This is a genomic window from Campylobacter coli, from assembly GCA_039516895.1.
In the GTDB taxonomy this organism is placed as follows: Bacteria; Campylobacterota; Campylobacteria; order Campylobacterales; family Campylobacteraceae; genus Campylobacter_D; species Campylobacter_D coli_B.
The window spans coordinates 373,433-397,208 of record CP154437.1 but is presented as its reverse complement, the minus strand read 5'-3'; the positions used below and the strand labels follow the sequence as shown (position 1 = coordinate 397,208).

The window sequence follows — 23,776 nt, the reverse complement described above, 5'->3', positions numbered from 1 at the left end:
ATCCTATTATGTTTTTCAAGGCTTGGATATGTGGCAAAAATACCATCAAAGGCTTTCAAAAAAACATGTACATGCAATTTTGTTTAAGTTTTTTATCATAAAAGTGGATCTTTGGTGTATATTTTTGCTACACTCGCACACAAACAACGCGTTATATAAATGAGAAAAAGCTCTTGTTTTCGTGCTTTTCTCTAAATTTACAAATAAACCTAAAATGCTTATTAAACCGACTCTTTAATATCATTAAAAAGTTTAAATACTTTAGTTTCAAGCTCTTTTGCTTGCTCTAAAGAGCTTGCTTCAAAACGCGTGATAAGATAAGGACTGGTATTGGATGCACGAAGTAAAGCCCATCCGTAACCAAAATCAATCCTAGCCCCATCGATTTCACAAAGACTCTTCACCCCTTCTAGTGCACCCCTTTCTATCGCTTTTTTAAATTCATCTACAAGCTTGAATTTTTCTTCTTCACTCACTGGAATTTTAATCTCAGGTGTAGTATAAAGTTTTGGCAAGGCGCTAATCATACTCTCTAAATCAAAGCCCTTATAAACAAGCTCTAAAGCTCTTAAAAAGGCATAAATTCCATCGTCATATCCAAAATATCTGTGCTTAAAGAAAATATGGCCGCTTACTTCAGCTGCTAAATCAATATCTTTTTCTTTCATCATCTTTTTGATATTTGAATGCCCTGTTTTTCCCATAAAAATAGTACCAAATTTTGCCACCTCATCAAAAAGATTTTTAGAGCATTTTACCTCACCTAAAATTCTAGGATTAGGAATATTTTTCGCAAACAAATAACAAAGCTCATCTCCACAAAAAATATGAGTTTTACTTAAAGCCACCATTCTATCTGCATCACCATCAAAAGCAAATGCTAAAAGATATTCTTGATTTTCATTTAAAAATTTCTTTATAGCGTATAAATTTTTTTCTTCTGTGGGATCGGGTTCATGGTTTGGAAATTGTCCATCAGGATTTGAAAACATAACATGAGCTTTTAAATTTAAAGCTTTTACCAAAGGCTCTATCACAACCCCAGCAGCTCCATTGGAGCAGTCGATTGCAAATTTATAATTAAAATCCTTTAAAAAACTAAATTGCTCACACATAAAATTCACATAAAGACTTAAAATATCATATTTTTGAGCTTCTAAATTTTCTTCAATCTCATCGTCTAAATGCTTATAAACTTCTTTTGAAAATTCTTTAAGTTCAGCCCCAAAAAAACTTTCTTTACCTATAGTGATTTTAAAGCCATTGTAATCCTTTGGATTATGCGAACCTGTGATCATAATATTTGCATCAAATTTCATACCCTCATAAAGACTAAAATATCCAAGTGGAGTGGGGACAAGTCCTATGTTGTAAACTTGTATACCTGCTTTATTAAGCCCGCTGACTAGATATTTATAAAGCTCATCAGCACTATATCTTGCATCATAACCCACACTTACATTTTTACAACCTTTTGCAAGCATGGTTTGCCCCAAACAAAAACCTATAGCTTTAACACTTTTTTCGTTAAGTTCCTTACCATAAAGTCCGCGTATATCATACTCCCTAAAAATCACATCTAGCATATTTTTTCCTTAAGTCTTTTTAATAAATTTCTTTTTTATAATACAAAATTTGGATAGAAAAGAAAATTTTGCTACAATTTTACATTAATTTCACTAAATAAAGGAAAAATTAATGGATGAAGAATTAGAAAATAACGAAGAAAAAAAGAAAAAAGGCGGCTCGCTTGTTATCATTATAGTAATTTTACTTTTTGTCTTACTTCTTAGCATAATGGGTGTAATTGCATGGCTTATCTCAAGTAGCTCAAGCGATGAAAGCGAAGTCAAAGCAGCTCCAAAAGAAGAGGTAAAAGCCGATAAAGCTAAAGTTGCAGCACCGACACAACGCGGGAGTGATTTTGCAAATATAGGGCCTATGTATCCTCTTGATCCTTTTACTTTAAATTTACTTAGTGATAGTGGCTCAAGATATGTAAAATGCACTATAGAACTAGAGCAAAATACAGAGCTTTTAAAACCCGAACTTGATAAAAAAGTAGCAGTAATTCGCGATATCATTATCCATGCCCTAACTGCAAAAACCTTTGAGGAAGTTAGCACACAAAAAGGCAAAGAAAGACTCAAAGATGAACTTGTCGGAAAAATCAATGAAATTCTCACCGATGGCTTCATCAAAAATGTTTATTTTACTGATTTTGTAGTCTCTTAATGCGTATAGGTTGCGATATAGTTGCCATTTCTAGGATAGATACAATCTATCAAAAACATGGCAACGCCTTTCTTGATAAATTTCTAAACCAAAATGAGCAAAAATTGATAAAATCTAGCTCAACTTTAGCAGGTTTTTGGGCTGCAAAGGAAGCAGCAAGCAAAGCTTTGGGCGTAGGAATTTCAAAAGAATGTGGCTTTTTGGATATAGAAATTTTAAAAGATAGCAAAAATGCCCCTCATTTAAAACTCGCTTCTCATGTATTGGAAAAATTTAAGATCACTTCCACTTCCCTTAGTATCTCACATGATAATGGTTTTGCTATCGCTGTAGTTGCTTTGGATTAAATTTATCTTTTGCCTATAGTTTGCTTATCTAAATTTCTTGAAAGTATAAAATCAACAACAGGTTGCTCTCTTTTATTGGCTCTTTTGCAATGATCTTTTTGAAAGAAATCTGTGATTTTAATCACTACTTTTGCCCATTTTTTTCTATTTCTTTCGCGCCACGCATGCGAAGATACGCTTTCCCAAGCATAGCCATTAAACAAACTTGCATTTACAAAATGATCCAAGGCTCTAACACCTTGTCTTGCTCTAGCTGTATTAAAAAAAGTTCCTACTATCACTATGAACAAATATCCACAAATTGCTAAAGGCACTATAGCACAAAGCAAGATTGTCCCTGCTAATTTTTCTTTCAAACTGCCTTTTAAATTACGCTTAATGCGGTTGCGAAAATTGGCACGAATTCTTGCTTTGACTCTTTTCATGACTCTCTTTTGCTAAATTTGATCCTCATTCCATTTGCAGAGCGTATGGTTAAGCGACCTACAACATCTGGAACGAAACCTTCTTCAAGTTCTAATTTATATTTTTTCAAAATATTAGCCAAAATTAAAATAGCCTCTTGCATCGCAAAACCTTGACCTATGCAAATTCTTTCCCCTACCCCAAAAGGCAAATAAGCATCCTTTTTATACTCACCTTCAAAACGAGAGGGTTTGAATTCGTGTGGATTAGTCCAAAATCCTTCATGTCTATGTATCAGCCAAGGTGCTATAACAACTCCTGAACCTTTTTTAATCATCTTATCTCTTACTTTAGTATCTTTTTTTGCTTCTCTTGCAAAAAAGCCTACAGGTGGGTAAAGTCTTAAAGACTCTTTAAAAATATTGGTTAAATATTTAAATTGTTTTAAATGTGAAATTTGTATATCTTCACCTTGTAAAACTTGAATAATTTCTTTATAAGCTTTTTCTTGTTCATCAGGATAAAGACTAAGTAGATAAAGCGTCCATGTTAAAGAACTTGCTGTCGTTTCATGGCCTGCTAAGAAAAGCATAGCTACTTGATCTAGAATTTCTTCAAAAGAAAAACGCTGATTAGTCTGCGCATCCACCACCAAAAGCAAAGAACCCAAAATATCTTCAAAATCCTCTACTTTTCCACTACTTACCGCATCATATCTTGGCTTTATAATATCACTTAAAGCTTGCCTGATCACATCACCTGCTTTAGCACGCTTACGGTCACCCAACACATAAGAAAGCCATTTAGGGAAACGAAACATACGACGCATAGCTGTATGTACACTTTGCTCTTGAAAAGTCACAAAAGCATCTAGGATTTTTTTTCCTTGCTCTTCATCTAATTTAGAAGACATGATGGTGCGAAAAATAACGTCAGCAGTAACAAAAGTCATAGCCTCATCCACTTCGATAATAGAAGCATTAGGATATTTTTCAAAACGCTTCATCATATCGCTTACTGCTTCACTCATGAGATTGAAAACCTTTGAAATACGAGTCATTTCAAAACTTGGGCGTAAAAGTTCGCGTTGCTTTTTCCAAACTTCACCATTTGTTGTAAATATGCTCTCTCCCAAAAGAGGGCTTAAAAGTTCGTGCAAAAATGCACTTTTTGGAAATTCTTTAACCTCATCAACCATCATTCTTTTGACTTCTTTAGTATCGTTGATCACATAAAGATCAAAATTTGGCATTTTTACATAACCTGTTTGCATTTTATAGCTACGCTCATAAAGACCATCAAGCCATGATCTGCGTTTTAGTAAAAAGGTTAAAAGTGTTGAAGCTTTATTTTTATAAGGTTTGGGGAAAAATGGACATTGACTCATATTTTTACCTTTTCTTCTAAAAATTTAGGCGCTACAATAAAAGCAAAAAAATCATAACTTCCTTTAATATGAGGACTATAAAGATATAAAAAATGTGCTTTATTTTTATCTCTTTTAATTTTTTTATATTCATTTTTTTCATACAAGGTATGAAATTTAGCACTTAAAAATGGCGGAGTAAAGTTAGCTTTTACCCCGCTTGTACGGAAAAAATCCACTTGTGGAAAACACGCTCCATCGATTATTGAAGTATAATCATACCATTTTAAATCAAATGCAGAAACAAATTCAAGTTTTTTTCTAAAACCATCCGAATTTTTTTGATAGCTTGTTAAAGGAATACATTCTCCTAGTGTAAGAATTTTTAATTTATCCAATGCTTTTTTATCTAAATTTTGTTTTAAAATATGCTCTAAAACTTCTATGCAAACTATAGTTCCAACACTATGAGCGACCAAAATGAGTTCGTAATCTTGCTTGTTTTCATTTTGCTTTAAAGATTTTAAAATTTCATCTGAAAAAAGTTTTATTCTTTGCTCCATAGCGCCCAATCTTTTTTCTTTCCAAGTAGCACAAAAAGCACATATCCTTGCTATCCAAAATACGGCCAATTTTCTACCTAGCTTGAATAAAAAACGATTGAGTAAAAATCCTAGAACTATACCTATAATAATCGCCAAAAAAGAAGGGATATAATCTTGCAAAAAAACAAAACTTCCCAAAGCTAAGCATAAAGACAATAACAAAGAAAAAATAACATAAAAAAAAGGATAATAACCCGTAACAAGCTGATAAATCGATTCTTTACCAAATTTAAGAAAAAGGCCTGTGATGGTATAAATTCTAAAAAAACTATAACAATCCATCAAAGCATCTTTATAACTTTGAGACCAGTTTTTTTTAACTATATCATTCCAAGTTAAAAAATGATAGCGCGTTTGAGTATTTTCGCAATTTATCTTAAAAAATGGAAAGTTTCCATTTTTTTCAATACCACTCATCTTTGCTTTAAGATCAAATCTATGAGAGTAATCTTTTAAATTCTTCTTAAATAAATCATAATAAAATCTATAGCTCTTAGGATCATAGCCTGCTATATAAAATACTTCTCTATCCATAAAAATACATTTTCTTTTTTTCAAGGATTATAGCATTTTGTTTTAAAAGCTGTCTTAATCGGAGTTTTATCGACTTAAAAAAGAATTTTTGTAAAAATTGCCATTGAATTGATTTGTATTTAAAAGATAGTTTTTGAAATTTAAAACCAAGTTAGGATTGGGTTTGTAAGCATGAGCTTCGCGCCAAAAAAATTGAAGCTTTTTAGGATAAGCTAAGCCTTCAAAATCATAAAAAGCATTGCCACAAACCTTAGTAGGACAGCCCTCCAAAATAGCGCTTAAGCCCACAGTGGAATTAATCGTGATACAACCTAAAGCCCTTTTTAAAAGAGTAGGCAAGTAAGTATCATGCACATATAAAATTCTTCCTTCTACATGGTATTTTTGACTTAGCTCATTTATAAGTTTAGAATAATTTCTATATCCCCTATCCATAGGATGATGTTTAAAGACAAGATAAGACTTTGCTCTTGCGTGATTTGCAAAAGAAAGGATGGTTTCTTCTATAAATTCTTCTATGCTTTTTTTATAATGGTGCTTAATTTGCGTATCATTATAAACTTGCAAAATAGCTAAAAAATACTTTTTTTCAAGGCTATAAATTTTTTGATTGAGTTTTTTTTCTGTGAATTTATAAAGGTATTTTCTATATAAAGATCTAAACCAAAATAAAAATTCAAAAGGATATAAGGTGCGATGATGAAGCTTGTTGTTAAAAAAAGGAGCTAGCAGAAAAGAAAAAAGCCAATACAAAAAAGCACTAAAAGCCATAAATTTAAAACCACCTGGAATTTCTTTTATGCTTTCTTTTGTAGAAATATTGCAAGAAAGATAGAAATTTTTATCGCGAGGCAAAGAAGAATTTGCATTGACCCCATCTTTTTCAAAAGTGATACAATAAGGCCTTAAATACCCCTCTTCAAAAATCCAAATACCAATGCCAAGCTCCTTAGCTACTTTGATAGCTTTTGCATGGATCAAACGGCAATCATTATACATCACAATAGCATCTATCTTTTTTTCTTTAAAAAAGTTCTCATAAAAATTTTCAAGATCCTTTTCGTCGCACTTGCACCTTTTTCCACTTGGATAGAAAAGAAAATCCCCTCCGTTAAAATTAAGCTTAAAAACTTTGGTTTTATTTTTTTTCATCTTTATGGCAAGGCGGTGAAAAAAAGTACCCACAGGTCCTTGTAAAAGCAAGACAGTTTTACCGCTAAATTCTTTTTTAATCTTATCTCTAAATTTCATCTTTTTATAAAAACTTCACATATTCTTCTTATCTTTCTAAGCATAAAAATTCTAAAGTCGATTAAAATTTTTAGCCATCTTTTTGAAAAATAATCTTTTTGCAAAGCTAACATTATATCCAAAGCAAGCTCAACTTCACATAAATTTTTACTCTTTGGATGAATATATCTTGGATAAAGGATCAAAACTCCCGCCACAAGCTCTTCTAAACTAAGCACTCTTGTGCGTCTTGAGATGTGGTGCAAATCTTGAGTCAAACCCCAGCCCGCATAAAAAGGCTTTCCATAAACCACTACTTTCTTACCTCGCAAAAGTGCATCAAAACCGCTAGTAGAAGTGATGGTATGTACTTCATCGCATGCATTTATGGCGCTGTCTATGCTGACATTTTCTATGATCTCATCGCAGTATTTTAAAATGATATCCTTATCCTTTAAACCCTTGCGATTTCCACTTAAAACATCAGGATGAGGCTTAAAAACGACAAAGGCGTCTTTATTTGCAGCTCTTACGCTTTGTAAAAGCTTTAAGGTGTCAAAACCTACTCCACCTAAGATCATCGAAGCATCATCTTCTACTTGAGCGGGGATGAGAATGATTTTTTTATTTGTATTAAAGTCAAGTTTTTCATGCTTTAGGCCGTTGTACTTTGAAAATTTGTTTTGTGTTATAGTGGTGATGAGCTTTTTGGCTCTTTGTCTTAAAGTATCATCAAATTCATGATTTTGTAAAAGCTCTTCTAAATCGCTAGGGCGATTAGGATCTACATACAAACCCTTGCTATCTACTATCAAAGAAAAAGGACGCGTAAGGTCTGAACCCAAAAAAACCGAGCGCAAAAAGCCATCTTCTACTAAAAAAATTTCATTGTTAAAATCTTTGGCTAGCAAAGCTTTATCATACTTTTTACCCCAAATGAAGATTTTATCTTCGGAATTTAAATTCGCTTTGTAAAGTTCATTAAGTGAGTTTAAAAAAATAATTTTATTGTTTTTGGCCTTGAAAAATGGTTTCATAAACCAACGCTTCCACAAAGTAAAGCCTAAAAAATACAAAGTATGGGAATTTACCTGCTCTATCTTTTTGTATCTTGCTAGGGTAAAAATGGTATCAAAAATATCACTTTTTTGATTCAAATAAGGATTAAAATACTCGCTGTATAGGATATAAGCGGCACAAAAAACCTCTTCTAAAGATCTTTTTTTAACCCTTCTTTTACACTCTAGATTATCTTGAGTTAGCCCCCATCCTGCATAAAAAGGCATACCATAACATACGCATTTACATCCTAGCATCAAAGCTTCAAAACCCATGCCTGAAGTCTTAGTATAGACTTTTTTAAAATGGCTTAATAATTCTATGGGATTATAATTTTCTTTTAAAATCACACATCTACTGGGTAAATCTTGCATGCTAAAATCACTTTGTTTTTTACCACTTAGCACATCAGGATGGATTTTGATATATATTTTAGCATTTGGATTTTCTTTTAGGGCGTCATTTATGATATCTTGGGTCGAAAAATCACTTGCCAAACCAAATCGAAGTGAAGCGTCATTTGCCACTTGGGTAATAATCAAAACGCGTTCTTCATTGACACTGAAAAGCTCTTGGGGTATGCAAAGATTGTTATTATACTTGCTGAGTTTTTCTTTTTTGATAAGCTCTATGGCTTTTTTTGCCCAAGCTAGCTCTTTGGGGCTAAACTCATAGGTATTTAAAATATTTTCAAGCCTTGAAGGAGTGCTCGCATCATAATAAATCCCCACATCATCTTTGACTATAGAAAAACTCGGACTATTTTCTACGCCTAAATTTAATGAGCGTAAAAAGCCATCTTCTAAAAGCATAAATTTAGCATGATGTTTTTTGGCTAGAGCTATAGCTTTTAAACCTGAATTTTTTCTGCCCCAGCCTACAAAAACATCTTCTTTATCTATGCTTTTATAGGCCTTATACAAGACTATCTTGTAAAAATCTTTAACATTTTTTATAAGTTTTTTTGAAGTGGTGTGAAATTTCATAAATCTCTCTTTAATTTAAAAAGAGATTATATCAAAATTAGTCCCTCATTTTGCTTTTAGAAATATTATACCAATATTTATTTTCCAAATATTCATCTGGAGTTCCAAAAGAAAAATAATTATCAACAATTATATAGCCCACCTTATGTGTTTTGATTAATAATTCAAACACATTATCTATATAGAATTCGCCATTAGTTTTTATATCTTCTTGAAATATTTTATTTATATATTCTAACAATAAAGAATTTTCTTTAAAATAAAAGCTTCCTATCATTACTAAGTCTGTATCATTTGACCTATTTTTAACAGATATAGTATCCACCTTGCCATCTTTTCCATCTACCCAAGTAAAATAATGTGGATTATTCATATTATATCTAGAAGCTTGCGTAACAAATATAATAATTTCGTATTCTTTTTGCAAGCTTTTAAATTCCTCATTAATATGTTTCGCAATTAAGTCACAAGGAAGAATCAATACATCACCTTTTAAATCTCCACAAGACTCTTTATAAGAATATGCCGCACCAATTTTATTTGGCTTGACAAATCTTACCTCTTTGGATATATTTTCCCAATATTTTTCATGATCTTGTGCACCAACACATATGATATTAGTCTCGACATTTTTTAAAGTATTAATTATATTTTCTACGATAGTCGAATCACCAAGAGGTAAAAATGGTTTTGGTTGATTAAAGTTAAGATTTAAAAATCTTTCCCCTCTACCGGCAGATAATATAACAGTATTTTGTATTTTTATTTTTTCATTGTAGACATCTTGCGAATTTAATTTATCTTTTACATATTCAAAATCTTTTGGAGTACCAAATTGATAAAATTTTTCTATAAATGGATAACATAATACATTTTCTAAGTAATTATTGGTCACTGAGATATAATATTCTCCGGAAGTCATATCTTTAGCATCTATTTGTTTTTTTATTGCTCCCATAGCTAATTTTAAGCTTTTAAAATAATATATACCTGAGGAATAATACTCTTCAAATTTATTTTTAGAGTTGTATTTTTCTATAACTTCATAAACTTTATAAGTATCATCATACACCTTGCATGCAGCATACACATTTTCTAAAGGTATTAAGTGTGGATGATAACCAGTGTAGCAAGGGATTATCGCTTGAGCATCTTGATTTTCTTCTATAAATTGCAAAAAATCTTTATAATTCCACTCTTGTCCAAAATCACAATAGCTAATTATAACTTCCTCATTTAATATATCTTGCAATTGCGAAAATACCCCATATAAACTTCCAGCAGGTCCTAATTTTTCCCCAGTATAAATAATAACTCTTGCATTGATATTTCTAGATAAAATAAAATCTTCAAATTTGTTTTTTTCAGATTCTTGTATAATAAAATAAAAAGTATCATTCTGAATGTCAAAACATTCAATCACATAATCTAGAATAATCTTATCTTCCATAACTTTAATAAAAGGTTTTAAATCTTTATATCCAGCCTCTTTAAACCTTTTTCCTATGCCAGTCGCAGGTATTATAATATTCATCCTAAACTCTCACTTTCTATAATTTTTTTTCTATATTTTTCATCAGGCAAATTTAATAATTTATAAATTTCATTTGCTTTTAATGGGGCTAAGTTGATTTGTTTCTTTGAGGCAATATTTTCAATTGCATTTCTAAATAACCACAACTCCCCATTAGTCTTATCAACCGCATCATCTGGAGTATATGCAAAATCATTTTCCTCAAAAAAATCATTTTTTAATTGATTATACAACTCCGATACATCTTGAATTTGTTCTGCATAAATAACAACGCCATGATTTCGTAGCAATACTATACCTTTTTCTTCATAAATATAATTCTTACTTAACATCTCATATAAATCATTTCCAGGTAAAACAAAATCAATCACATTGTAATTTGTAAAATTATATTCTTTAGCACACAAATAAGGTAAAATATAAACAGGATGATAATGCGCTACATATTTATTTTTAAATACCCAATGCATTTTAATTTCCATAGATGGCTTTATAATATCCATAGAATAATCTTTATAATAACAAAAAGAATTAACATTATTTTTAAAAATAGAAATCTTATGTTCTTTTTTTAAATCTTCACCCGAAGCTTTAATGATGAAATATTCATTATCTTTGATAGAAATATTTCCACCCTTTGATGGTGCATCTAAAATATTTCCAAAAATCTTACATAGCTTTTGATAATCTTTAATACAACTATCTAGTCTTTCTCTATCATTAATCATTTTTTATTATCCACCGATTTCGTAAAATTAAACTAAAAATATCTTTGACAGTGTGAATTAAATCTTCATATTTACCAATATATTCTTTTTGTAAATAATCGTTTAATAGTATATCTTTTAATTGAATTTTAAAAATACCCTCTCTAATTAAAATCAAAAAGTTAGCGTTATCCTTTTGTTTTTCGAGATACTTCTTATAGTCCTCTTCTCGTTTTTGTATAGTGCTAATAATTTTTGAGTATTCGTAGTTTCTTTCCTTGCTATCCCTATTGATTTTTTGATTATCTGCTTCATCTGAATCAATATATATTTTTATTTTTACAAAATCACCTATTACCTCTTGATATAAAGTATGTAAACCTTCTATAATTACTATATCCAAATCTTTAACTTTAATCTCATTAGATTTAATAATCACTCCACTTTTATGATCATATATTGGTATATGCAACTTATTTCCGATATCTTGATAAATATGTTTTATATCTATAGCCAATTGAATAAGATTATTTGCTTTTGGATTATAATGCGTGATCCTCTCCCACATTTTAGAATGTCTTTCATATTTGTGATAGCCGTCCGTGCTAATAATAAAACTTTCATATATTTCATCAATAGCTTTACTTAAAGTGGTTTTTCCACTCCCACTTTTTCCAGAAATAGAAATCAATAATTTAGAGCAATTATAAGGATAGTAATTGATCCTACACCCTCTTCCCAAAAAGTTATCTACAACAGAATCTCCGATCATTACAATTTCTTCCTCGTCGATCAAATCTTTATATAACTCCAAGGCTCTGTTAATAAGAGCTTTATTTGGTTTTTCAAGCTCAAATTCTTCAGAACATACTAAATAATCGATCATATTTATAAGATTTGCGCACTTTAACTTATAAATTTGCTCTATAAAATAAAAATTAGTAATAGCTATAACTCTTTTATTTAATTTTTTTACACAAAATAAAAAATCAAACATTGTTTTATCTACTTTTAAATTTTTTATAAAAGCAGAAGTGTAAAGATTAAACATTTCACTAGCTTTTGAAAAATGAATATTTTTATTCTCACAAATGATTTTGAAATATAATTCTTTTTTATGATGGTTTGCTGATAAATTTCTTTTTTCAATCATCATTTTTGCTAGATTATACTCTTGCAGTGTAAAACCATATTGATCCATTACAGCTTCTAAGGCATTTTTGTGTGCAAAAGTATAATTAAATAAAGTATTATCAATATCAACCATAACAAGCTTATATTTTTCTGCTATATTTTTTAAATTAAACATAAAAACTCCATAATTCAGGTTTTTTGGTACATACAGAAAACCCTTTTGGTAGAATACTTTGAATAGGCTCTATAAACTCTATATATGATAAATCATACAGCTCTGGAGAAACTAATATGGGCTCAACCTGCTCTAGTTTTGGTTTGATACCGTAAATAAATTCTCGATAATTTTGAATATCGAAATTAGAAAATTGTGAATAATCTACCCAAACATATTTAGGTTTGACAACACTCATAAGTCTTTCATTATAAGACTCAACATCTGAAATTCTAATGATAAATTTACCTTGATATCCATTTTTTGATAACCTTAAAATATCTGGAATTTGAGAGTCTAAAAAATAATATTCAAAATTATCGCCAAGTAATTCTATGACCCTTTCTTCTAATCCTGATTCTTTTATATTACAAATAATAGGAATATTTTTCATAAATTGAATTTTTTCTTCAAAAAAGGGGTATAGAGAATTTTTTTCTAATAGATCATGGTTTAATACTAAATTTTCATTGTATCTCAAATCAATTTCTATACCATAATTTTCAATAGAAAACTCTAAATTATTTTGGCGATGTAAGAATATCATCTCATATCCTTTTTTGTATAAGATTCTCTTTTTAGCTTCCTAATCTCAAACCACAGTTTGATATACCCCCCCCCATACCAATTATTATTAGCTTTTATAAGAGCTTCTCCTAATTTATAAGTAAAACATTCTTTTTCTTTTAAAGCTTCTTTATAATCAGGATAAGATTCTAAAGGAGGTAGTTTTAAAGAAGGGTCTTTTTTTATTTTTTCTTGATAGATTTTTTGTTCTTGTTTATGTTTGTCTTTTATATAAGATAATACAAAAGGCATTCTTATATAACCTAGTAAAGATTTTGAATTTGCTATCATAGCTTGACCTAGTTTATAGGAAAGTTGATTTTGAATGCGAGATTTGGCAACATTTTGTAAAAAATACAAAGTTGGCTTTTTATCCTCATCCTGTTTTTCACGACTACACTCAAATCCAAAAGGTCTTTTAATATCACATTCTATACCTATACGATATTTTAAATAAATTTTCATTTTATCTTTATTTTCAGCATTTGGGACGCAAGAATTACTTGTTTTTGTAAACCACAAAATATCATTTGCTGGAGTCCATCTTGGATCATATAATGGAAAATTCTCTAAAATTCGAGAGGCACACATAATAAATTTCTCTGGCAATCCAATATTTTTTAATGGATTTTGCAAATACAAATTTAAATAGTAAGACAATCTAAATTCTTTAAAAAAAATAATATCCGGCCTAGTAAAAAGCAAATAATCATAATTAATATTATTTTGTCTTTCATATTCCTCCCTAAGCTCGTTTACCCGTCTAACAGTTATATGTAAACCATACTCTTCTTTTAATGTTTCGATGCTTATTTTTTTTGGATGATATATTTGATGAAGTTTTTCAATATCTATATTTGTTAATTTTCCTTCATTAAATTTATGTCTACCTCTATGCCAACTTCCCACCGAAGAACTAAAAACATCCCAAGTATGAATAAAAATATCAATTTCCCATCCATCTTTAACATTGGGGTTTATAATATAATCATAGAAACTTTCATATGTCATCTTATATGTTCTCAAATGGCCAAATAAATGTATTGCCAATCTTTTCACAATAATACTCCGTAAAAATAAATTTTATTATTTAAAGCAACTTCAAAATCATTAATGCTATCTCCAATTAAAATTGTTTCTTTATTTTTGTAATTATTATTTATTAGCAAATTTTTTACCAAAATTTCTTTCTTCGTAGGCGAACCGTGAATACTTAAAAAATATTGAGTCAAATCCAATCTTTTACAAATTTCAATCAAATCCTGTTCATCAGCACCCGAAGCTATATGCATATTGTAATGTGTTTGATTTTTCTTAATAAACTCAAAAGTTTCTTTTATAATATACTTAGGATTGCATAATTTTTCTTTTGTAAGTTGAGAATATAATTTTGCATAGTTTAAAATTTCTTTATCTGAAATTTCTTTACAAAGGATATTTTCAAAAAAATATTGAATTTTATGATATCTAGAAATACCGCCATTTTGTATATGGTATTTTATCAATTCTTGTACTTTATTTTTAGGAAATTCTTTAAAAAGCTCAGCAAAAGCTTGTGTTTTTAATTCTACAGAGTCAAGTATAACCCCATCAAAATCAAAAATAATATTTTTTATATTTTCTATATTTATCATATTTTACACTTTATCACAGTTTTTATCACATAAGAATCATTCACTATACTTAAGCCTGGCATATGCACATCTTCAGGATAAAAAACAGCAATATCATTCGTATTTAGAACTAAACTAGAAACTAAAAATTTAGGTTTTTTATATACAATTAAATCTTTAGTTTCGTCATACTCTTTTTCAATTTTAAATAATTCTTTATTACCAAATTCAATCTTCTCTTTGCCACTTACAATAAACTGAATATCCATATAATCCCTATGAGATTCAAAAAAAGCCTGACTTTCATTTTTGGTAAAATAAGTTTGCTCCAAAGCAAAAATATCTTCGGTAAGTTTGATTTTTTCAAATACTCCTTCTTTGTAAGCGTGCAACCTTGCAAATTCTTTACTGTCTGAATTAACACAACGCGACAAATAATTAAAAACTATATCAAAATCTTTTATATTATATCTACCAATATCTCTCAATTTGCAAAAAATAGCCATTACTCCACCTCCGCTATAACTGTACAAGGTAGTCCATCGGAATTTTTAATTCTTAATGGTGCAACTATAAGTTTTTTTATATTGGTCTTCTCAGAAAGATTGTTTAATTTCATATCTTCTAAAAGCAATATAGGTTTTTTAGGATCTAGAAAACTCTTATGCGCAACTCTACCTAATTCTCTATTTGAAAAACTTGAAACAGAAATGCTATCAAAACCAAATAATCTAACATTAGGAAAAAATTGTCTGATATAATCAGCTATGTTTGGGTGAAAACCAAAATTTTCTTTCCAATACACCTCTCGATCTCTTTTATAGCAAAGCCCTGTTTTAACAATAATAGCCTCAAATTTTATTTTATTTTCGACCTCTGACATTTTTTGTATTAAATTGTGATTAATGATAAGATCGCTAGAATCGATTTCGATAAATAAAACTCGGTTAAAAATAAAATCACTACAACAAAAATCTTCTATACTTTGCCCACTGGAAAAAAAATGCAAAGGCATATCAAGATGGGTTCCGTTATGAACACTTGTTGTCACTATAGTATGATTCGCAATATCACCACGCTCTATAGAACTTTTTTTTGCCAGCTTTATTTTTTCTTTGTTGCCGTAAGTAGGAGTCATTTGATCCAAAAAATAAGATAAGTATATAAAATTATTTTTCATAAATATTTCTTTTCTATATTTTTCATGCACTCCAAAATACCCTGCCCCATATCAATATGAGGATTTGCTATCAACTTTTTACTTCTTGCTGGATGAAATGAATATGGAGTAGTTTTATAATGATTATGATAGCCCGAAGCTTTGAGCGATATTTCTATTTCGCCTCCGAGCATCTCGTTTATCATTTCAAATAATTCTTTTCGTCGGATTCTTTCCGTACCAGTTAAAATCAAATGCTCATTTTCAAAATCACTATTTTCTATAATCTGCAGAGCCAACCTTGCAACATCGTAAACATGAATATATTCTCTAATTTCTTCACCATCGCCACTATGAGAAATCTTTCCAGTAAGCATTGCCTCTTTAACTAGATTATAAATATAATTATTATAATACTCCCTTTCCCCGTATACTGAACCATAACGGATAATAGTAAATTTTAACCCAAATTTTTTAAAATATTCCTCAATAAGTTTTTCGGATGTTAACTTACTAATACCATAAAAAGAACCTTTATCACTCATGGCATAAGCACTACTTGCGTAGATGTATCTTTTTATTTTACATTTTCTACACCCTTCTAAAATATGCATATTTCCCACAACATTTAATTCTAAAGTTTTTAAAGGATTTGCAATAGCATCATCTAAATTGGCAAAACCTGCAAAATTGAATACTATATCCGCATCCTGACATAAAAGCTCAACTTCTTTTTTTTGCATAATATCACATTTTCTAAAAAACTGCATTGGAATATTATCGCATGGATTTAAATCAGCATATAGTACATTGTAATTATTGGTCAATAACTCCTCTACAACATAGCTGCCTATAAAACCTCCTCCTCCAAAAACCAATACCTTTTTATTCATTTTCAAAAACCTCATTTTTTAAAGAAATGTTGTTTTTGTATCTTATTGCTTCTTCTACAGCTTGTGTCTCCATATCTGTTCTACTTTCTATAGTGCTAGCGCCCATATGGCAAGTTAAAACAACATTGTCAAGTTCTCTTAGCTTACCCTTATATGGTTCCTCTTCAAAAACATCCACAGCTGCACCTGCGATAATATTATTTTTTAAGGCCATATATAAATCATTCTCATTGACTATACCGCCTCTTGCTGTATTAATTAAAATAGCATGCTTTTTCATAACTTCTAATTCACTAAATGATAAAAAATTTGCAGTATCTATTTTTAATGGTAGATTTAAAGATACAATATCAGACTCTTTTAGCAATCTTACCTTATCCACCAATTCTATATTGTACATTTTTAAAAAAGCAAAATCTGGATTTGGTTCACACACCTTAAAGGAAACATTAAAAGAAGATAATAGTTTAATTAGACTTTTTCCTATTCTCCCCATCCCAACAATACCGATCGTTTTACCATAAAGTAACATACCCATATGTCTATTCCAAACGCCTTGTTTAAAGTTTACATCAGTAAAGCTAATTTTTCTTGCCAAATCAAGCATTAAACCTACGCATAATTCAGCCACAGCCATAGTAGGTGCATCAGGAGTATAAGCAACTCCTATATCATATTTACGGCATAACTCCAAATCAACACCATCCAATCCTATCCCAACTCTTGATATAAGTTTTAAATTTGGAGCATTTTTTAAAACCTCTTCTGTAATTTTTTCAGTACCCGCTATCAAAACTTCAGCATCTTTGATATCTTTAGCTAACTCTTGTGAAGTGATTTTTCTTCCATGATTATTTAATCTAACTTCAAATCCATTTACATCTAACAATTCCAATGGCTTCTTAGAAGTCTCTCCAAATGGATGAGTTGATACAAATACTTTCATTTAAATTCCTTTTTTGATAATCTCCATACCTTTCCTTGCGCTATCGCTTAAAAATAGAAAGTCCAAACTATAGGCCAAAAAAGTACAACCTTCATGTATTCTTTCCTGAAGTTTTTTTGGATCAGTTTCTATTACATGAAAGCCCGAAGGTATATTATACTTTTTACAACATCTTAAAACTCTAGCAATAGCCTCTTTTACCTCTATTCTATGATACTCCCCAGGAAAACCCAAACTCCCAGATAAATCATACGGACCTATAATAACTCCATCAATTCCATCGGTATTTACTATATCTTCTATATTTTCAACAGCCTCATAATGCTCTATTTGAGCAATGATAATGAGATTATCATTAACCCAATTTTTATATTCTTCAAATTTTGATCCATAACCTTGAGCCCTAAACAATCCTACACCTCTTTTGCCAATAGGGGGATACTTTGCGAATTCAACCGCTTCAATTGCATCTGCTTCACTCTTAATCATCGGAACTATAATACCGTCGGCTCCCATATCTAAAACTTTTTTTATAATTACCTCTTCATTTTTGCTTACCCTAACCAAAGCCTTAATGTTCTTAGACTGAATAACAATAATTAAATTTTGAACTGTCTCGTAATTCATAGAAGTATGTTCAAAATCTATCACAAGCCATTCAAAACCAGCATCTGCCATTACTTCAACAATACAAGCATGGCCGATACTAATCCAACTTCCTATAGTTAACTGATTATTTTTTAGTTTTTCTTTTAATTTCATATTATATCCCTATTTTTATATAGCAATTCTGCTAGAATAAAATCTTCTGGATTATCTATATCTATAGCTTCAAGCTTATTCATAGAAAATATCTGAGGTTTTAGACCAATTCTTTTTTTACCAGCCATATTAAATGAATTTTTAGAAAAAATATAAAAATTTGAATTCTCTTCATACATAGATTCTAAATCCTGTGTTCTTAGAAGCTCTTCGGGATTATGATTTATAGCTTTTGCATTTTTATCGTAAAATCTAGCCTGCACCCTCGTAACGCTAAATAAACTATCATATACATCTAGATTATCAAAAAACTTTTCAATAGCCAAATCAATAGTAGATGTTTTCAGTAAAGGATTTGTGCTATGCGTTTGCAAAAAATACTCTCCATTACACTGAGTCAAGTCATAAGCGATGATATCATTCATAGATACAAAATCACCTTGAATTTCCTTAGGTCTTTTAATGATAACAATACCATCCCCGAAACTTTTCTTCACATCAGAGGCTATAACATCACTATCTGTATTTATAAATATTTTATTTATATAAGAAGATTCCAATAAAGCTTTCATGATTGCATGATACAAAGGAAATCCATTAAAATCTTTCATATTCTTATTTTTTACTCTTTCTGAATTCCCTTTCATTGGCAATAATGCATTTATCTTCATTTTCCATCCCCCTATTTTCTTCTTTTATACTCTATAACAATTTTTATTAATTTATATAATAAAAATGGATTTTTATAGTTAGAAACAATGCACTTCCCTAGTCTATAGGAAAAATATTGTTGTATTTTTACAGCCTCAGGGTAATCACTATACTCTCTTAGATTTTTGCCAATATTGTTTTTATCTTTATTATGTTCTTTAACAATTCTAAATATTCTAAAAGGAAAATTAATTATATTCTTGAATTGCTTTGTATCATGAATAATAGCTTTTCCAAGTTTATAACTCAAATGCTTTTTAACCTGCTCTACAGCACCGGTATTTGGTATATTTGATTTTTTAAATATAGAATAATAATCTACTCTATCAAAAATTTCCAATTTTCCTCCAATAGTAGCATTATAAATTTTTCTCCCTGAACTTTCATAAATTAATTTCGCCATTTTATAGTTTTTTGCAACTTCATGAAGTTTTGGGTCATGCCAACTTTTACCCTTTCCAAAATAGTCTTTATGAAAATGGTTTGGATCATCTGTATCAGATACCAAAGTACTACCGACTCTTTTATGAGATTCTGGTATAATATAATGAAAATCCATTCCAATTAAATATACTTCTTCAAAACCCATAAAATAAGCTAATTGTAATGCGATATAAGTGACGCTTTGTCCGCAAAATAATTCTTCAGTTGCATCTAAAGAAAACCTTGGTATACGAAAATATCTAGAAGTTCCTTGATAGAAACCTAAATTCATTTTAAAAAAAAATTGATTTTGGGAAGGTTTTAATAATTCTTTATAATTTATAGGAAAAAACTTATACTGGACTTCATAATTTTCAATTTCCCTCAGCCTTTCTTTCATTACCAAACTATCTTCGACAATGTAAAAATTTGGCTTAAATTCATTTTTTTTATAAAAAATAGAGTTAAATCCAAAAGTAATCTCATTTTTCAATAAAAACAAATCATGTTTGTTTAACGAAGGTCCATTACCAATTATAAAACATCTTTTTTTTCTTTTAAATACATTTCTAAAATTGTTTATTTTATAAATATCATTAAAAGAAATCTGATACAATGATTCTCCATATTCCAAATTTTTACAATAAAAATCATTAGTTTTTGCTTGTTTTTGAAAAAAATATTGGCATAAGTTTCTTTTTTCAAACCGGTATAAATCTGCATCTCCAAAAAATTGTTTTTTTAATGAGCTATATTTTGCAACTTGCTCCTCATTAATTTTACAATCGTTTAAACAAATATTATTAAAAAGTTTTCTGCTCTCAAAATAACTATTCCCATACTTTTCTTTTAAAAATGTAAATCCAAAGTTATTTTGTAGTTCGTATTTTTGAGGCTTCCATAAACAAAAATAAGTCTCATCAGAAATTCTAATCTCGCTCTCTTTGCAGATGTACTTAAGTATCAAATTTGATATCTTATTTTCAATGTCAAAAGGCATATGCTGATTAAAGCCATTGATTTCTAAAAAAAAATTCCTATTAAATATACATAATCCATCTACAATAGATTTTAAAAAATTAGTTTTTTTTAACAAAGATATATTTTGAAGATTTGATTGTTTTTTAAAATTATATGAATTCATTTTATCTAGATAGTATATATATCCAAATGGTGAGGAGACTTTACATTTTTCTTGATTGCATAAATAAATTTCTTCTACAAAATTATCTTTTACAATAAAATCAAAATCATAAAAAACAATAGTTTTTGCACCTGAAAAATACCTTGCGGCAACATTTTTTCCCCAATTAAGATTAAATTCATAAGGATTATAGAGAAAGTGATATTTTACATTGCTATTTTCTTTACAATATCCTACTAATTTTTCTTTTAAAAATGGGACTATATCTTGCTCTACAATAAGAAATTCAAACAATACGCCATACTTGTTAAGCAAATCATTTAAGATAAACAAAAGATTATCTATTTTAATCTCGCTTTCAAATTTTAAATTAAATATAATAGAAGCTAAATATTCTCTTTTCATCGGTTTTCCTTTATATGTCTTACGATCTTATATATATCAAATGGTAATTTAAAAATTCCACCCTTGTACCAAACCTTACAATTATTTATTAAAATTTCACCCAACTTATAAGAAAGATAGTTTTCAACTTTTAATCTAGCTAGATATTCTATATATAAATAAACATCAGAATTTTTATCCTTAAAATCTATTTCTGAATTTGATATTATTTTTGACCGTCTTTTAATTTTATAATCTATTACTATCTTTAGTAAATTATATGGTAGCAAAATCATATTGATTGGTTTATTACTATTAAGTATTATATTACCTGTTTTGTACAAGAGACATCTTTTTTTCTCTTCAACCTTTTTTACAAAAAGCCTCTTATTTTCAAAATTCATGAAAGCCACTAAATCTTTCATATTTAAACAAAACAAAAGATCAATTTTGCAAGGATCTTCTTGTATATTCCTTTTTGCCATTATTGAAAATAGAGAATAGTTGCCAATCATTCTTTCTAAAAATTTTTTTTCTATATTCCACACCCTCTTTTCTTGCATATAATTTAAAAGTTGTAAAGCCATCATGCACCAGCTATATGATATAATATATTTCTTTGCTTTAATATTATCTCCATTAAATTTTTTATAAATACCAATCGTGTATGGATTGAAATTTTCATTTTTTATCTTTTTATCATGATTCATTATGCTATTTCCCCGTATTCTATAATTATACATTTTAACAGGAAAAATAAAAACATTCTCCAATTGCAAAAATAATAAAACACCAAAAGATTGATCTTCATAAATAATACCATTTAGAAATTTAAGTTTTATTGATTTTAAATATCCAAAATCAATCATGCCCATAACAGAAAACCAAAATTTCATTATATTTAACTCTAAAGATTTTGCTAGCCACTCTTTCCTACTTACAACTCCTTCATGCTGAAACTCATATAATTCGATTAAAAATTTAGGTATCACTTTTGGTTCATCTATCCCATCATAAAAACGCTTACGATTAAACCAAAGCACCTCTACCCCATCCATTCTAGGTACACATTCTTCTATGCAGTTTAATTCCCAATAATCATCAGAATCTAAAAAGATAATATAATCTATATTGGGATAAGTAAAATTTATTAAATCTTTTTTGTCATTAAAAGCTTTATAGCTTTTATATACAGTGTATATTTCATAAGGATTATTACCTTCTAGGTTAAATTCTATTAAAGAATTTTCTTTGATGGTTTGGGTTTTGTTTTTGAGTTTGTATTCTCCACTAAAATATTCTATACCTACATTTCTAGCACTGCTTAAACCACCATTTTTTTTATCAAAAAGAGTAATTCTTTTATCTTTTAAAGTATATTCTTTTGCTATGTTTAATGAGTTTTCATCTGTGCTACCATCATTTACAAGTATGATTTCTAAGTTTGTATAACTTTGATTGATAACACTATCTAAGCATTCTCTTAAATATTTTTCTACATTGTAGATAGGGATTACTACACCGACGGTTTTAATATTATTTTTCATTTTTCCAATACTCATAAATTTTTTTTATTTTAAATACGAAAGTTATAGGATTATCAATAAAAGCTTTACCTAACATATAAGATAAATGTTTTTGGACATATACAACATCTTTATAATCAGCATACTCTTCCAAAGACTGCAGCTTATTAGATGGATTCAGCTTTACTAAAAAATCATATAATTTTATTTGAATTTTATGAGATATATACAAAAACATAATCGTTGCAGGTAAAAAAATAAACTTTATTGGATTTTTTGCTTCTACTATAGCTGCACCCATTTTATAAGTAAGTTGTCTTTTAATCCTATCCACAGCTCCTTTTTTGGGAGATATTTTTGTATTTAACTTTTGATTACTCTTTAAAAAATATTCTAGCAACAACTTTTCATAAAATACAGTTTGTCTAGCATATTCCCACCATACTTCAGCTTTCTCTGCATCAATATTATCCCAAGGTTTTCTCCCTCCATTAAAATGCCATATCTTGATATTTTCATCTGGTTTTATATATTTCAAAATAATATCTTTTGACAATCTTGACAAATTTCCATTTATATTTTGCTGATAATTCCAATATAGCTTTGATAATTTTACCCTTCCTTCCAAAACACTATTAAGGACATCCTGATCACGCCAAACTGGATTTTTTAACTTTTTTAACTTCTCTAGTAGTTTTTTTTCCAAATCAAATTCTAAGCATTTCTTTATATCAAAAAGAATAACACCTGCATTAAAGTAATTTTTAGTATCTTTCATGCAAAGACAGTTACTAAAATATTCACTGCTCAACATCTGTTTTCCATTAAAAAAAACTTTAATCTTAGAATTTGCCAAAAAAGCAACATCTGGACATACGATAGCCAATTCTTTTTCCAATAACTCCTGCTCAAATAAATAAGAAATATCATTTAATACTAAAATATCCGAATCCAAATACAAAACCCTATCGCACTCTTTTAAGATTCTCGGAATAAAAAACCTATAATAAGTTTCCTTTGTTACGCGTTCTCCTTCAAAAAAAATAGAATCATCAATATTCATAAGATACTCGTTAAGATCTATGGCTCTAAAAGAACAATATTCTAAGTCCTTTAATTTCTCCAAATACTGTTTATATAGAACATTAAGATCTGTATAAAAAACAACAATCTCATAAAGATATTTTTTATTAATATTATTTAGTATAGATTGCACAGTAACAAGTAGATATAAAAAAAAATCATTATTAATAGAAAAGCAAATTGTTATTTTCTTTTTCATATATTTCACC

The 23,776-nt window shown here is 29.0% G+C and carries 23 protein-coding genes; 2 read left to right on the top strand and 21 right to left on the bottom strand.

Annotated elements, in window-relative coordinates:
* Nucleotides 1–221 precede the first annotated feature (221 nt).
* Entirely contained in the window at nucleotides 222–1,586 is a 1,365-nt protein-coding gene (locus AAID94_01885) for a phosphomannomutase/phosphoglucomutase (GenBank protein ID XAK24296.1), read from the bottom strand.
* Nucleotides 1,587–1,698: 112 nt separating this feature from the next.
* Here AAID94_01885 and fliL point away from each other — a divergent pair, with 112 nt between their 5' ends.
* On the top strand, nucleotides 1,699–2,235 hold the full coding sequence (gene fliL / locus AAID94_01880; GenBank protein XAK24295.1) for a flagellar basal body-associated protein FliL: 537 nt from the start codon (nucleotides 1,699–1,701) through the stop codon (nucleotides 2,233–2,235).
* Nucleotides 2,235–2,582, top strand: coding sequence for a holo-ACP synthase (acpS, locus tag AAID94_01875; protein ID XAK24294.1), 348 nt, complete (start codon nucleotides 2,235–2,237; stop codon nucleotides 2,580–2,582). Before fliL ends, acpS begins: the two co-directional genes overlap by 1 nt.
* A 2-nt stretch (nucleotides 2,583–2,584) precedes the next feature.
* Here the strand turns inward: acpS and AAID94_01870 are convergent, their stop codons facing one another.
* From AAID94_01870 to AAID94_01775, 20 genes are all read right to left on the bottom strand, one after another.
* Nucleotides 2,585–3,007, bottom strand: coding sequence for a hypothetical protein (locus AAID94_01870; protein XAK24293.1), 423 nt, complete (start codon nucleotides 3,005–3,007; stop codon nucleotides 2,585–2,587).
* Complete coding sequence (locus AAID94_01865) at nucleotides 3,004–4,374, bottom strand: cytochrome P450 (protein XAK24292.1); 1,371 nt, start codon at nucleotides 4,372–4,374, stop codon at nucleotides 3,004–3,006. Before AAID94_01865 ends, AAID94_01870 begins: the two co-directional genes overlap by 4 nt.
* A complete protein-coding gene (locus tag AAID94_01860) occupies nucleotides 4,371–5,492 on the bottom strand; it encodes a DUF829 domain-containing protein (GenBank protein XAK24291.1) in 1,122 nt (373 codons plus the stop codon). The genes AAID94_01865 and AAID94_01860 overlap by 4 nt, the downstream gene beginning before the upstream one ends.
* Nucleotides 5,493–5,558: 66 nt before the next feature.
* Complete coding sequence (locus AAID94_01855; GenBank protein XAK24290.1) at nucleotides 5,559–6,743, bottom strand: capsule biosynthesis protein; 1,185 nt, start codon at nucleotides 6,741–6,743, stop codon at nucleotides 5,559–5,561.
* Nucleotides 6,740–8,767 (bottom strand): capsular polysaccharide biosynthesis protein, encoded by a 2,028-nt coding sequence (locus tag AAID94_01850; protein ID XAK24289.1) that lies wholly within the window; start codon nucleotides 8,765–8,767, stop codon nucleotides 6,740–6,742. Before AAID94_01850 ends, AAID94_01855 begins: the two co-directional genes overlap by 4 nt.
* A gap of 37 nt (nucleotides 8,768–8,804) precedes the next feature.
* Entirely contained in the window at nucleotides 8,805–10,301 is a 1,497-nt protein-coding gene (locus tag AAID94_01845; protein XAK24288.1) for a sugar phosphate nucleotidyltransferase, read from the bottom strand.
* On the bottom strand, nucleotides 10,298–11,029 hold the full coding sequence (locus tag AAID94_01840) for a class II aldolase/adducin family protein (protein XAK24287.1): 732 nt from the start codon (nucleotides 11,027–11,029) through the stop codon (nucleotides 10,298–10,300). Before AAID94_01840 ends, AAID94_01845 begins: the two co-directional genes overlap by 4 nt.
* Nucleotides 11,022–12,317 (bottom strand): HAD-IA family hydrolase, encoded by a 1,296-nt coding sequence (locus AAID94_01835; protein XAK24286.1) that lies wholly within the window; start codon nucleotides 12,315–12,317, stop codon nucleotides 11,022–11,024. The genes AAID94_01840 and AAID94_01835 overlap by 8 nt, the downstream gene beginning before the upstream one ends.
* The gene (locus tag AAID94_01830) at nucleotides 12,310–12,903 is read right to left on the bottom strand and encodes a hypothetical protein (protein ID XAK24285.1); all 594 of its coding nucleotides are present in this window, start codon (nucleotides 12,901–12,903) and stop codon (nucleotides 12,310–12,312) included. The genes AAID94_01835 and AAID94_01830 overlap by 8 nt, the downstream gene beginning before the upstream one ends.
* Nucleotides 12,900–13,934 (bottom strand): hypothetical protein, encoded by a 1,035-nt coding sequence (locus AAID94_01825; GenBank protein ID XAK24284.1) that lies wholly within the window; start codon nucleotides 13,932–13,934, stop codon nucleotides 12,900–12,902. The genes AAID94_01830 and AAID94_01825 overlap by 4 nt, the downstream gene beginning before the upstream one ends.
* Nucleotides 13,935–13,978: 44 nt before the next feature.
* Nucleotides 13,979–14,557 carry an HAD hydrolase-like protein gene (locus AAID94_01820; GenBank protein XAK24283.1) on the bottom strand — a complete coding sequence of 193 codons (579 nt, stop codon included), beginning with the start codon at nucleotides 14,555–14,557 and terminating at the stop codon, nucleotides 13,979–13,981.
* Nucleotides 14,554–15,042 carry a YhcH/YjgK/YiaL family protein gene (locus AAID94_01815; protein XAK24282.1) on the bottom strand — a complete coding sequence of 163 codons (489 nt, stop codon included), beginning with the start codon at nucleotides 15,040–15,042 and terminating at the stop codon, nucleotides 14,554–14,556. The genes AAID94_01820 and AAID94_01815 overlap by 4 nt, the downstream gene beginning before the upstream one ends.
* Nucleotides 15,042–15,716, bottom strand: a complete 675-nt coding sequence (locus AAID94_01810; protein XAK24281.1) for a cyclase family protein — start codon at nucleotides 15,714–15,716, stop codon at nucleotides 15,042–15,044. The genes AAID94_01815 and AAID94_01810 overlap by 1 nt, the downstream gene beginning before the upstream one ends.
* Nucleotides 15,713–16,588, bottom strand: coding sequence for an NAD(P)-dependent oxidoreductase (locus AAID94_01805; protein ID XAK24280.1), 876 nt, complete (start codon nucleotides 16,586–16,588; stop codon nucleotides 15,713–15,715). Before AAID94_01805 ends, AAID94_01810 begins: the two co-directional genes overlap by 4 nt.
* On the bottom strand, nucleotides 16,581–17,534 hold the full coding sequence (locus tag AAID94_01800; protein ID XAK24279.1) for a phosphoglycerate dehydrogenase: 954 nt from the start codon (nucleotides 17,532–17,534) through the stop codon (nucleotides 16,581–16,583). Before AAID94_01800 ends, AAID94_01805 begins: the two co-directional genes overlap by 8 nt.
* Nucleotides 17,535–18,296 carry an aldolase/citrate lyase family protein gene (locus AAID94_01795; protein XAK24278.1) on the bottom strand — a complete coding sequence of 254 codons (762 nt, stop codon included), beginning with the start codon at nucleotides 18,294–18,296 and terminating at the stop codon, nucleotides 17,535–17,537. It lies immediately after the preceding gene.
* Nucleotides 18,293–18,967, bottom strand: a complete 675-nt coding sequence (locus AAID94_01790; protein ID XAK24277.1) for an acylneuraminate cytidylyltransferase family protein — start codon at nucleotides 18,965–18,967, stop codon at nucleotides 18,293–18,295. Before AAID94_01790 ends, AAID94_01795 begins: the two co-directional genes overlap by 4 nt.
* Nucleotides 18,968–18,978: 11 nt before the next feature.
* On the bottom strand, nucleotides 18,979–20,907 hold the full coding sequence (locus AAID94_01785; protein XAK24276.1) for a 6-hydroxymethylpterin diphosphokinase MptE-like protein: 1,929 nt from the start codon (nucleotides 20,905–20,907) through the stop codon (nucleotides 18,979–18,981).
* A gap of 68 nt (nucleotides 20,908–20,975) precedes the next feature.
* Nucleotides 20,976–22,520 (bottom strand): glycosyltransferase, encoded by a 1,545-nt coding sequence (locus tag AAID94_01780; protein XAK24275.1) that lies wholly within the window; start codon nucleotides 22,518–22,520, stop codon nucleotides 20,976–20,978.
* Nucleotides 22,495–23,766, bottom strand: a complete 1,272-nt coding sequence (locus AAID94_01775; GenBank protein XAK24274.1) for a glycosyltransferase family 8 protein — start codon at nucleotides 23,764–23,766, stop codon at nucleotides 22,495–22,497. Before AAID94_01775 ends, AAID94_01780 begins: the two co-directional genes overlap by 26 nt.
* Between the last annotated feature and the right edge of the window lie 10 nt (nucleotides 23,767–23,776).